We start from the raw sequence: 11,969 nt of genomic DNA, 5'->3' as shown, positions 1-11,969 counted from the left end.
ATACTTACATCATATAAAAAAATCTCGAATTTCCTATGTTTATTTGAGGAGGATGTACATGTTAACAAAGCAGGTTAAGCAGCTACTTCTTACCATAGTCGGTCAGGAGAATTACGATGACTCGAAAGTGGAATGTCTAGTCCATTCATATGATGCAACGCCAGGGTTTCAAGCCATGCCGGATGCTGTCATTAAGCCGGGCTGCACAGCCGAAGTCGCAGCCATCGTCAAAGTTTGCAACGAATACAATGTTCCGATCGTTCCCCGCGGGTCTGGTACGAATTTAAGCGGAGGCACCTGCCCGACAGAGGGGGGGCTTGTCCTTTTATTCAATCGAATGAATTCATTACTTGAAATAGATGAAGAGAACTTAACGGCGACCGTACAGCCTGGGTTCGTCACATTGGACTTGATTTCCGCAGTTGAAGAGAAGGGATTGTTTTATCCGCCGGATCCAAGTTCGATGAAAATCTCCACGATTGGCGGCAACATTAATGAGAACTCCGGCGGACTGAGAGGGTTAAAGTATGGAGTCACCCGTGATTATGTCATCGGGCTTGAAGTGGTCCTTCCGAATGGGGACATCATTCGAACTGGGGGCAAGCTTGCCAAAGATGTAGCTGGATATGATTTAACGAAACTTTTTGTAGGATCGGAAGGGACTTTGGGCATCGTTACGGAAGCGACCTTAAAGCTGATCCCAATGCCGGAAACGACTAAGACGATGCTTGCCTTATATCAAGATCTGGATGCTGCAGCCCAGTCAGTGGCCAAGATCATTTCAAATAAGATCATTCCTGTTACATTGGAATTTCTGGATCGGCCCACATTGATCGTTGTTGAAGACTTCGCGAAAATCGGTTTGCCTACCAATGTGGAAGCCGTCCTGCTGATTGAACAGGATGGCCCGCCTGAAGTGGTGGAACGTGATATGAAAAGAATGGCCGATATCTGTCTAGAGGAAAAGGCGGTTTCCGTGGAAATTGCCGAAACGGAATCTGACGCTGTCGCCTTGAAAACGGCAAGACGGACAGCACTTTCCGCATTGGCACGGCTCAAGCCGACGACCATCTTGGAAGATGCCACCGTTCCAAGATCGGAAATTGCCAAAATGGTTAAAACGATTAATGAGATCGCTGACAAACATAACGTGGACATTTGCACTTTCGGTCATGCTGGGGATGGGAACTTGCATCCAACTTGCATTACCGACGCTCGTGATCATGAGGAAATGGAGAGGGTGGAGCTCGCTTTTGCTGACATTTTTGCCGCGGCTATCGACCTTGGCGGGACGATTACCGGTGAACATGGTGTAGGAGCGATGAAGGCTCCGTATCTTGAATGGAAGCTGAAGAAAGAAGGGATTGATGCCATGAGGGCGATTAAACAAGCTTTCGATCCCAATAACATCATGAATCCCGGCAAGGTATTTGCCAAGGAAACGAGAAAAAGGGTGGTGGTTTCTACATGACCACAGTTCAGGAAAGGGAAACCATTGCCATTCAATTCGCGGAAAGAATGAATGAAGATGAATTGTTGAATTGTATGCGCTGCGGCTTTTGCTTACCCCACTGCCCGACATACATAGAATCGGGGCTGAAGGAATCCCATTCACCAAGGGGCCGGATTGCACTTATGAAAGCGGTGGCGGAAGGTGTGATTGAGCCCGATGAGGATGTAGAACGTTCGTTGAGTCTTTGCCTCGGCTGCAGGGCTTGTGAGCCTGTGTGTCCTTCAGGTGTGAAATATGGACATCTTCTTGAAGAAGCAAGGGATATCATCCAGCAGAATAAAAAACATAGCTTCCCTGTAAAAACGATTCGCAAGGCCGTTTTTAGTGGATTATTCCCGCACCAGGAGCGAATGCAGGCCATGACAAGTTTGCTTGGCTTCTATCAGAGATCTGGCCTGCAATATGTGGCCCGGAAAACGGGAGTCCTCAATATGCTTCCGGATAATTTGGCAACCATGGAAAGAGTGCTGCCGAAAGTCCCGAAAAAATCAGAAATGAAAAATAGGCCAACCGAGCTGCCTGCAATCGGAACACCGCTCAAAAAGGTGGCTTTCTTTTCCGGATGCTTGATGGATACGATGTTTTTGGAAACGAACAAGGCCACACTAAAGCTGCTACAGCTGGCCGGATGTGAAATCGTGATTCCAAAATCCCAGGCATGTTGCGGGGCGCTGCATGGGCACAGTGGGGAAAAAGCAGGTGCAAAACAACTGGCCAAGCGTAATATTGAAGCCTTTGAAGCTGGGGAAGTTGATTATATTATTACGAATGCAGGCGGCTGTGGTGCTTTTCTCATAGATTATGACCATCTGCTCCAAGATGAACCGGAATGGCACGACCGTGCAACCGCATTTAAAAATAAATTGAAAGATATCAGCCAGATTCTTGTCGATTTGCGTTTTCAGGAAAAAGTTCGCCTTAAACTGCCAGCTCAATCCGTAACTTTCCAGGATTCCTGTCACTTACGGAATGTGATGAACACCTCCTCGGCTCCGCGAATTCTCCTACAATCGATAGAAGGAATCGATTTCAGGGAAATGAGGGATGCCGATCGATGCTGCGGCTCAGCTGGGATTTATAATATTGTTGAATCAAAGATGTCCATGAATATTCTTGACTCTAAAATGCAGCACACGAAATCGACACAGGCCGATATTGTTGTCACGGCAAACCCTGGCTGTCTGTTGCAAATGCAATTGGGGATCGAGAGGGAAAACGTGGGGGAATGTACAAAAGCGGTGCATATTGCGGACCTGCTAATAAAGGCTGTGGCTTTATAATAGAAGAAAATAGATTACAAGAAGTAAATGAAATGGCATTTATGGGTTAAACATTACATCTTTATAAATGGGGAAACCCTTGTAAAGCCTGGGTTTCAACTAAAAAAGCGTTCTGTGCTGAGAACGAATTGTAAATGATATAACAAAAATGAAATATGGATTCCTCGTTTACTTAGGAACATGGCGGGTATTGTTTATATATAGCATCCACTAAACGAAACAATAAAACCTAAGGAGGAATGTAAAATGAATAAAACAGTATATGGAGTATATGAATCAAATGCAGAAGTGATCCAAGCAATTAATGCACTTAAGGCAAAGGGTTTTGAAGGGGACGATATTACGGTTGTCGCAGACAAGGAAGAAACTTTGGATTTCACGAACCATCAACGTGAAACGGATGTTCATACAATGACGAATGTTCCTAATGACGAATCATTTATGGACAAGGTGGCACGTTTCTTCATGCCGGAAGATACGGCAGACCTTTCAACAAGATTGGCGAATGCAGGCCTTTCGAATAGCGATGCAGCTGAACATGTCTTTGATGTAGAAAATGGAAAAGTCCTGGTTCTGGTTGAAGAAGGTGAAGGCCATCTTGGAACGGCAAAGGATAAATTCACGACTGGTACAATGGACACTGCCGGTACAAGGCTTGATACAAACTCCACCAATCAACTATATAATGGTACGGAAAAGACCGATGCATTAAATAAAGAAGATGTTTATGGAGTCAACGGACGAGGCCGTGAGTTGCCAGAAGATGAAAGGACGCTTACACTTCGGGAAGAACAGCTGAACATTGACAAAGAAAGGGTTCAGACGGGAGAAGTCGTCATTAACAAAGAAGTCAATGAACAGCATAAAACGATTAATGTCCCTGTTGAACACGAAGAAGTGACAGTCGAGCATAGATCGGTTTCGGGACGTGAAGCAAATCTGGAAACCGGAAGCATTGAAGATGGGGAAACATTGCGAATCCCAGTTGTTGAAGAAAAACTGGAAGTTTCGAAAAAACCGGTTGTCACAGATGAAATTGTCATCAAGAAACATGCGGTACAAGAAACGGAACAAGTTCAGGAAACTCTTAAAAAGGAAGATATCCAGCTTGATAGTACAGATGAATCGATCGTGAATGAGAAAAAGGCAACTGAACGTAGAACCGACCGCTTCTAAGAGTGAAGGAAAAAACCTGCAGTTTTAAAAACTGCAGGTTTCTTTTTGATTTTAAAGACTGATTGTTCGATAGGAAGGCAAACCTTTTTGTTTAATTAGCACCCATCAGGGTATAAATACACTTAAGGAGAATTATCGGAAAAATAGGAGGAGGAAGAAGCATGGGAAAAACATTATATGGTGTTTTTAATACGGAAAGTGAAATGATCCAGGCTATACAATCCCTCAAGGAAAAGGGGGTCCATGAAGGGGAAATAACGGTAATGGCTGATAGGAAAGAAGATTTGGATTTCGTCAATGAAAAGCCTGTTCCCGATGTCGACGTCGTTACTAAATCTAACGAGGATTCCTTCATTGATAAGATGAGGCACTTTTTCATGAACGAGGGTTCTGAAGATATAAGGAACCGACTAGGTGAATTAGGACTATCCGATAGTGAAGCCACCGCTTATATAAATGAAGTGGAGGCCGGAAAATATCTGATTCTTTTAGATGAATCGGAAACCGTTTCAGCACGAGAGAGCATAACTTCCAATCGCATGGAGGATACGGACGAACCTGCAGAGAATCCGCTTAAAACAGGGGTGGTGAACAATCCGGACCCGAACCTTTTTCCTGAAACAACAGAGAATGCCTATCAAACAGGGGAAGTGAAAGCACAGCCAGGAAGAACCGAAGAACTTCATGGGAATTCCGCCAACATCTTTGAAAATGAAGAGCTGGATACGAAGCGGGCTCAAGAAAGGGAAATCTGGGGGAATTCTACAGAAAAATTCAAGAAGCAAAAACCAGGGAATCATGAAGGGACACTTGCAAGCGACCCACATGCAGAACCGTTTTCTGCCGATACTGACAAAGCCCTTGATGCTCAAGGTTCAATGAATAAGGCTAGCGGGCAGCAAGAGGAAGGCTTGCAGGATGAATATATCAAAAATCGAATCAATACCGACAATCTGTAATACGTAAAAAGAACAGCCTGCACAAGGCTGTTCTTCAGTTTGTAGATAAATAGGGAATGGAAAATATAGCTATCATCAAATGATGTTCCAGAACCAACTGACCCAAAGCATCATCTTCAATTCCTCAGATCTGATTTCTATCTAGTTGTTTGGGAGGAAGGGGCAAAGCCCCCTGACCGCCCGCGGAAAACGAGTGCCTGGAATGGAAATCAACGTTCAAATTGTACAAGCCCATTAAGAAACTGTAGGCAAACTCGATTTTTCATCTAGTTTGTTTCCAGGCCGTTATTTTAAAAAACCCTTTAGGCAGAGGGTTCCCTCGTTCATTTCAATAGACTATTTGCTTGTTTATTGATAAAGCCGCAAGGTATAATGACAAAGGAATTTTATTTTTAGTAGAGTAACAAGGAGAGGGAGAAACATGGAAAAAAACGTATATGGTGTTTTTGACTCTAATCCGGAACTACTTGCTGCAATTCAAGACTTAAAAGCTAAAGGCATATCTGGCACCCAAATGACAGTGGCAGCTGATATAAAAAATTATGTGCAGCTTGGAAATGAACATACGGATATACTGATCATTGCCAATCAGGATAAGGAAGACACGCTTTTTTTGAAAATTTTCCACTACTTCACAGATGAAGGATCTGGAGATTTACGCAGCTTTTTCACGAAATACGGCTACTCTTTTGCTGAGACAAAAGCGATGCTTGAAGAAGTGAGCGCAAAAAAATTCATCTTGCTGCTTGATGAAGAAGTCTCCATCGAAGGACTGAAGGCTGGCGAAGCGAGATCAAAAAAATAACAGCCGTTGAAGGCTGTTATTTTTTTAATCCTGCTTCGAGGGCAGTGATCATTTCCTGTTTTTCCTGCTCAGATGAATTTTGCCAGATTACCTCGAATAATACTCCCAATCCAGGAAGCATTTTTTCCTCGCCATTTTGTATGGCATCTACAATCGTGTCTTCCAGCTGCTCTTGCGAATTTCCAGATACATTTTGGATGATCGCATTACGTAAGTTTAAATTCATAATTATTCCTCCTCTAACACATAATGACTGACATTAATAGCATTTCACAAACTCGCATGCAATATGTATGTGAATTGCGTTATAATAGGAAAATCAGTGTGAAGTTAAAGGAGCGTTTACCCTTGAAATATATCGAATCCGTAAAAAACCCGCAAGTTAAGCAATGGAAAAAACTTTTGACGAAAAAAGAACGGGATAAAACAGGTAAATATTTAGTCGAGGGCTTTCACCTAGTTGAAGAAGCCTTAAAAGAAGAAATCGTCTTGGAAGTGATCATCAATGAAGAAACTGAAATGCCTGCCCATTTTAAGGTGGAAGGCACAGAACTCATTTATGTGAAAAATGATATTATGAAGGCGATTAGCGATACCGAAGCCCCGCAGGGAATTGCTGCGGTTTGTGAACAGAAATCAACGAGCATGGCATCCATCAATCCCGATAAGCTATTGTTGATCGATGCCGTCCAAGATCCGGGGAATATTGGAACGATGATCAGGACAGCGGATGCAGCTGGAATCGATGCGGTCATACTAGGTGAAGGGTGTGCTGACTTGTATAATCCCAAAGTGGTCCGTTCGACTCAAGGTAGCCTCTTCCATATGCCTGTCATTAAAGGGAGCCTATCCGAAATCATCGATGAGCTGAAGCAAAGCGGCACACCGGTTTATGGCACGGCATTAGAAGGGGCATCGCCATTTGAAGAAGTGGAAAAGTCTTCCCGATTTGCCCTGCTGGTCGGTAATGAAGGCCAAGGAGTATCAAAGGAATTATTGGAGAAAACGACTAAAAACCTCTATATTCCCATCTACGGAAAAAGCGAATCATTGAATGTGGGGATCGCTGCCGGGATTTTAATGTACCATTTACGAAAATCGATTTGAAACGGCCGAAGAATTATAATATAATAAAACAGAATTTTATAATGAAACGACGATGACAAAGAGTAGTAGCTTAAAGTTAACCATAACCAGGGAGAAAATGCCTTGACTGAAAGCATTTTTATGGCACTGCTTAAGTGAATTCACCTTTCGAGTTGGCATTGGGAAGACAGATTGTCTGAAAAATGTTCCGGTGAAGAGCCGTTATTTTTAATGAAGTGAGTGCAGAAGTTTATTTGTGCACTAATAAGGGTGGTACCGCGATACATAAACCTCGTCCCTTTAGGGATCGGGGTTTTTTTGTGTTCATTTTTACAAAAGGAAAATAAAGGAGGAAGACATGATGCAGGAACGTTTACTAGAACTGCAGGAAGAAGCGTTGCAAAAAGTTGCCGCCGCTTCCGAATTAAAAGAACTGAATGAAGTCCGTGTTGCTTATTTAGGGAAAAAAGGGCCAATAACTGAGGTATTGCGCGGCATGGGTAAATTATCTGCCGAAGAACGTCCGAAAATCGGGGCACTAGCCAATGATGTACGGGAAGCGATCGCAACAAAGATCGAGGAGAAACAAAAAGCGCTTGAAACTGCGGCAGTCAATGCCAAGCTAGCAACTGAAACGATTGACGTCACACTTCCAGGACGTCCGGTAAACAAGGGGAATCTACACCCATTAACACGTGTCGTGGAAGAAATCGAAGACCTATTCATCGGGATGGGTTATACCGTTGCAGAAGGTCCTGAAGTCGAAAGCGACTACTACAACTTTGAGGCACTTAACTTGCCAAAAAGCCATCCGGCACGTGATATGCAGGATTCCTTCTACATCACGGATGAAATCCTTATGCGTACTCACACTTCACCTGTTCAAGCCAGAACGATGGAAAAACATAAAGGTCAAGTTCCTGTTAAAATCATTTGCCCAGGAAAAGTATATCGCCGTGATAATGATGATGCGACACACTCCCATCAATTCCAGCAAATTGAAGGCTTGGTCATCGATGAGAACATCAGCATGAGCGACCTGAAAGGAACGCTAGACGTATTTGCGAAAAAAGTATTCGGGCAAGACCGTGAAATCCGTCTTCGTCCAAGTTTCTTCCCATTTACGGAGCCTTCCGTCGAAGTGGACATTTCTTGTAAAATCTGCGGCGGTAAAGGCTGCAGCGTTTGTAAACAAACAGGCTGGATCGAAGTGCTTGGCGGCGGGATCGTTCATCCGAACGTCCTTGAAATGGCTGGCTTCGATTCCAAGAAATATTCTGGATTCGCATTTGGAATCGGCGTGGAACGGATTGCCATGTTGAAGTACGGTGTGGACGATATCCGTCATTTCTATACAAATGATGTTCGATTCTTAAAACAATTCAACCATCACGAAGCATAAATTTTTATTTTAAAAAGGAGGACCTACCATGTTTGTTTCATATAAATGGTTACAAGATTATGTTGACCTTTCAGGCATCAATGCGACGGAGCTAGCTGACAAAATCACGAAAAGCGGCATTGAGGTTGAAGGGGTGGAAAAGAAAAGTGAAGGGCTAAAAGGGGTCGTCATCGGGCATGTCTTAGAACGTGAACAGCATCCAAATGCGGATAAATTGAATAAATGCCAAGTTGATATCGGGGCCGAAAATCCCGTTCAGATCATCTGTGGAGCACCGAATGTCGATAAAGGCCAAAAAGTCGCAGTCGCTACTGTTGGCGCAGTCCTTCCAGGTAATTTCAAAATCAAGAAAGCGAAACTTCGTGGAGAGGAATCGCACGGGATGATTTGCTCGCTTCAAGAATTGGGCTTCGAATCCAAGCTTGTTTCCAAGGATTACGCTACAGGTATCTTCGTTTTCCCTAATGATGTGGAAGTAGGGAGAGATGCATTGGAGGAACTTGGTTTAAGTGATGAAGTGCTGGAACTTGGGCTGACTCCAAACCGCTCCGACGCATTGAGCATGCTTGGTGTTGCATATGAAGTGGGAGCCATTCTAGGCCGGGAAGTGAAATGGCCGGTTGTCGAGAAAGAAGAGGCAGCTGAAAAAGCAACTGATTATATCAGTGTCAAAGTGGAAGCGAAAGAAGATAACCCGATATACATGGCTAAAATCATCAAGGATGTTAAGATCGGACCCTCACCGCTTTGGATGCAAACTAGGTTGATGTCTGCAGGCATCCGACCTCATAATAATGTGGTGGATATCACGAACTACATTTTGCTTGAATACGGACAACCGCTCCATGCCTTTGATTATGACCGCTTTGGTTCAAAGGAAATCGTCATCCGCAGAGCGAAGGATGCTGAAAAAATCGTAACATTGGATGAAGCGGAACGAACTTTGACACCTGACCATTTAGTGATCACAAATGGCAGCGAGCCTGTTGCGATTGCTGGTGTGATGGGCGGAGCGGATTCCGAAGTGAAAAATGATACGACGAACATCATTCTTGAAAGTGCATATTTTGCAGGTACAGTAGTTCGCAAAGCTTCAAAGGACCATGGATTACGCAGTGAAGCCAGTGCCCGCTTTGAAAAAGGCGTCGACCCGGCCCGTGTTCGTGAAGCTGGAGAACGTGCTGCACAATTGATTGCACAATATGCAGGCGGAACAGTCTTACAAGGAGCAGCAGAGGTTGATGGATTGACAATGGAACCTGCTGTCATTAGCATCACTCTTGAAAAAATCAACACACTTCTTGGAACAAGCATGACCGTATCAGTTGTGGAGTCAATCTTCAAACGTCTGCAATTCGGAGTGGAACTTGACAATGAAACGTTCACGATCACTGTCCCGACGCGCCGTGGCGATATTACGATTGAAGCTGATTTAGTCGAAGAGGCTGCACGTTTATATGGATATGATAATATTCCCGCTACACTGCCAATCGGTTCTGCTACCCCAGGCCAATTGACAGACTATCAAATTAAACGGCGGAAAGCACGCCGTACACTAGAAGGCGCAGGCCTTTATCAAGCGGTGACCTATTCACTAACAAGCCAGGAAAAAGCGTCCCAATTCGCATTGGAAGCTAGAGAATCCATTCGGTTAGCAATGCCAATGAGTGAAGAAAGAAGCCAGCTGCGTTTAAGCATCGTGCCTCAATTGCTCGAAGTCGTGAAATATAACAATGCCCGCCAAATTGATTCACTGGCACTGTACGAAATCGGATCGGTATTCTTTAAGCGTGACGAACAAGAACTGCCTGAAGAAAAAGAACATATTGCTGGAGCAATCACAGGCCTTTGGGAGTCGCATCTATGGCAAGGTGAAAAGAAACCAGTAGATTTCTTTGTAGCCAAAGGCGTGATCGAAGCATTATTCGATACACTTGGATTAGCTGATCAAATCAGTTACCGCCAAGCGGAAATCAACGACATGCATCCAGGACGGACAGCGGAAGTTCTATTGAATGGTGAAGTAATTGGCTTTATCGGCCAAGTGCACCCAACTGTCCAAAAAGACTTGGATATTAAAGAAACATACATTTTCGAACTTTCCTTAAAAGCATTGGCCGAAGCAGAAGTCGCGCCGATTGCTTACCAAACCATTCCGCGCTATCCATCAACCACACGCGATATCGCGCTCGTTGTGGATCAAGCTACGAAAGCCGGGGACATTCAAGATATTATTGAAGAAGCCGGTGGCAAACTGCTGAAAGAAGTGAGCATCTTCGACTTATATGAAGGTGATAGAATGGAGGAAGGCAAGAAATCCATTGCCTACTCACTGAAATACTTCGACCCGGAACGTACTCTAACGGACGAGGACATAACAAAAGCACATGATAAAGTGCTTGAAGCCGTTAAAGAAAAAGCTGGCGCAGAGCTAAGAGGATAAAACCAAAAAGACAGCTCCCTGAATCATGGGGAGCTGTCTTTTTGGATTTCACGAGTAAATGGTGGAAACTCACGAGTAAACGGCGTAAATTCACGATAAAAAACCGCGTAAACTCACAAGTACGGCGTGAATTCACGGGTAAACCGCACAAACTCACGAGAAAAAGGCGGCTGTTCAGGAAGATCAGCCGCTTTCTTCTATTTTTGATATTTCTGTTGATATAGCCGCTTCGCTTTTTCCGTGTTGGCAAAATGGGTTTTCGTGAATTCGTGTAATGAATCGATTCCTTTTTCGTGAATCAATCTTGCGGCCGCTTCATCGACTGCAAATCCGGCACCTTTAGGGATTTTGAATCCGGCTTTTTCACTCAGCAAGTCAAAGCGTTTGACGAATGCATATCGGGCCAGGATGGATGCGGCTGCTACTCCAAGGTGGATCCCTTCCGCTTTTGTGCATAGATAGGTGGCATTAGCTTGGAATAGTTCTTGGCCTTTCAGGTAATTGAAAAACACCTCTGGTTGAGCGAATTGATCAATAAGGACGGCTTCCGCTTGTTCTGGCTGGATTTTTTGCATGAGGTGCATGATTGCTTGGTTATGGAGGAGTGCCTTCATTTTTCCCTGTGACATTCCCTTAGCCTGGAGCGCATTATATTTCGGGTTGTCGCATGTGAGCAGGCTGAATGGCACTACATCCTTAATCTGTTTGGCAATGTCGATGATCTGTGGATCTTTCAGATTTTTGGAATCCTGGACACCAAGCTCCTTCAATAGAGCGAGTTGCTCCTTTTTGGCATATACGGCTACGACGGTCATCGGGCCGAAATAGTCTCCTGTTCCGACCTCGTCTGAACCAATTACTGACATGGTTCCGATATTTGCAGGCGGCGAGTATCGATGGACGTTGACCGATGCAGAGGATGCCGTTTTTTTCTTTGGAGCCGCAGCAGTGGAACCTTTTTGCCATTTTACCGCTTCTAGTTCGGCATTCTTACCTTGAAAAAGGACCTTCCCGGATTTATAGGCCGTCACTGTACAAAGCGGCGGTTTGGCGGAAAAGATGCTCCCCGGCGGCTGCTTGGCGGCCAAGGATGAAGAATAATGGGACTTCATCGCCTTTATTTGTTCAGGGCTGATAAGTAAAACTACATGGGACATAATGGGTTAGCTCCTAACTTCATTTTGTTTAATAGGTAATCTTCTTCCTGAATTCGATATCGTTTGACAAATTATTGAAATTTTAATGCAAGAAATGACGATGTACTCTCTTTCATGACGAAAAACTTCATGATATGATAGAATTAGG

10 protein-coding genes and 1 other annotated feature are annotated in these 11,969 nt (G+C 44.1%); of the genes, 8 read left to right on the top strand and 2 right to left on the bottom strand.

Features of this window, described 5'->3' with window-relative positions:
* Positions 1-58 precede the first annotated feature (58 nt).
* The 5 genes from glcD (at position 59) to ACIQYG_RS02110 (ending at position 5,733) form a co-directional block, all read left to right on the top strand.
* Positions 59-1,471, top strand: coding sequence for a glycolate oxidase subunit GlcD (gene glcD / locus ACIQYG_RS02130; protein WP_402835273.1), 1,413 nt, complete (start codon positions 59-61; stop codon positions 1,469-1,471).
* On the top strand, positions 1,468-2,793 hold the full coding sequence (locus ACIQYG_RS02125) for a (Fe-S)-binding protein (RefSeq protein ID WP_402835272.1): 1,326 nt from the start codon (positions 1,468-1,470) through the stop codon (positions 2,791-2,793). Before glcD ends, ACIQYG_RS02125 begins: the two co-directional genes overlap by 4 nt.
* Before the next feature lie 246 nt (positions 2,794-3,039).
* Positions 3,040-3,969, top strand: a complete 930-nt coding sequence (locus ACIQYG_RS02120) for a YsnF/AvaK domain-containing protein (RefSeq protein WP_402835271.1) — start codon at positions 3,040-3,042, stop codon at positions 3,967-3,969.
* 161 nt (positions 3,970-4,130) lie between these two features.
* Complete coding sequence (locus tag ACIQYG_RS02115; protein ID WP_402835270.1) at positions 4,131-4,928, top strand: general stress protein; 798 nt, start codon at positions 4,131-4,133, stop codon at positions 4,926-4,928.
* 421 nt (positions 4,929-5,349) lie between these two features.
* Positions 5,350-5,733: a hypothetical protein gene (locus ACIQYG_RS02110; protein WP_402835269.1), complete on the top strand. Its 384-nt coding sequence runs from the start codon at positions 5,350-5,352 to the stop codon at positions 5,731-5,733.
* Between the two features lie 16 nt (positions 5,734-5,749).
* On the opposite strand, the gene sspI is transcribed toward ACIQYG_RS02110, so the two are convergent.
* Positions 5,750-5,959: a small acid-soluble spore protein SspI gene (gene sspI, locus ACIQYG_RS02105; protein WP_057911488.1), complete on the bottom strand. Its 210-nt coding sequence runs from the start codon at positions 5,957-5,959 to the stop codon at positions 5,750-5,752.
* Positions 5,960-6,081: 122 nt separating this feature from the next.
* Between sspI and ACIQYG_RS02100 the strand changes: the two genes are divergently transcribed.
* The 3 genes from ACIQYG_RS02100 (at position 6,082) to pheT (ending at position 10,664) form a co-directional block, all read left to right on the top strand.
* The gene (locus ACIQYG_RS02100) at positions 6,082-6,840 is read left to right on the top strand and encodes a TrmH family RNA methyltransferase (RefSeq protein ID WP_402835268.1); all 759 of its coding nucleotides are present in this window, start codon (positions 6,082-6,084) and stop codon (positions 6,838-6,840) included.
* Positions 6,841-6,883: 43 nt separating this feature from the next.
* Positions 6,884-7,122: a binding site (T-box leader), on the top strand.
* A 58-nt stretch (positions 7,123-7,180) separates the two neighbouring features.
* On the top strand, positions 7,181-8,221 hold the full coding sequence (gene pheS / locus ACIQYG_RS02095) for a phenylalanine--tRNA ligase subunit alpha (RefSeq protein ID WP_402835486.1): 1,041 nt from the start codon (positions 7,181-7,183) through the stop codon (positions 8,219-8,221).
* A gap of 28 nt (positions 8,222-8,249) precedes the next feature.
* Positions 8,250-10,664, top strand: coding sequence for a phenylalanine--tRNA ligase subunit beta (pheT, locus tag ACIQYG_RS02090; RefSeq protein WP_402835267.1), 2,415 nt, complete (start codon positions 8,250-8,252; stop codon positions 10,662-10,664).
* A 197-nt stretch (positions 10,665-10,861) separates the two neighbouring features.
* On the opposite strand, the gene rnhC is transcribed toward pheT, so the two are convergent.
* Complete coding sequence (gene rnhC, locus ACIQYG_RS02085; protein WP_402835266.1) at positions 10,862-11,821, bottom strand: ribonuclease HIII; 960 nt, start codon at positions 11,819-11,821, stop codon at positions 10,862-10,864.
* Positions 11,822-11,969 lie beyond the last annotated feature (148 nt).

It is taken from the genome of Peribacillus sp. NPDC096622, assembly GCF_044762665.1.
Classification (GTDB): domain Bacteria; phylum Bacillota; class Bacilli; order Bacillales; family DSM-1321; genus Peribacillus; species Peribacillus frigoritolerans_B.
The sequence above is the reverse complement of the archived record's forward strand: the minus strand, read 5'-3'. Positions and strand labels throughout refer to the sequence as shown.

Coding starts and splice junctions, on each gene's coding strand:
- glcD (WP_402835273.1), top strand. CDS start 59: ATGTTAACAAAGCAGGTTAAGCAGCTACTTCTTACCATAGTCGGTCAG.
- ACIQYG_RS02125 (WP_402835272.1), top strand. CDS start 1,468: ATGACCACAGTTCAGGAAAGGGAAACCATTGCCATTCAATTCGCGGAA.
- ACIQYG_RS02120 (WP_402835271.1), top strand. CDS start 3,040: ATGAATAAAACAGTATATGGAGTATATGAATCAAATGCAGAAGTGATC.
- ACIQYG_RS02115 (WP_402835270.1), top strand. CDS start 4,131: ATGGGAAAAACATTATATGGTGTTTTTAATACGGAAAGTGAAATGATC.
- ACIQYG_RS02110 (WP_402835269.1), top strand. CDS start 5,350: ATGGAAAAAAACGTATATGGTGTTTTTGACTCTAATCCGGAACTACTT.
- sspI (WP_057911488.1), bottom strand. CDS start 5,959: ATGAATTTAAACTTACGTAATGCGATCATCCAAAATGTATCTGGAAAT.
- pheS (WP_402835486.1), top strand. CDS start 7,181: ATGCAGGAACGTTTACTAGAACTGCAGGAAGAAGCGTTGCAAAAAGTT.
- pheT (WP_402835267.1), top strand. CDS start 8,250: ATGTTTGTTTCATATAAATGGTTACAAGATTATGTTGACCTTTCAGGC.
- rnhC (WP_402835266.1), bottom strand. CDS start 11,821: ATGTCCCATGTAGTTTTACTTATCAGCCCTGAACAAATAAAGGCGATG.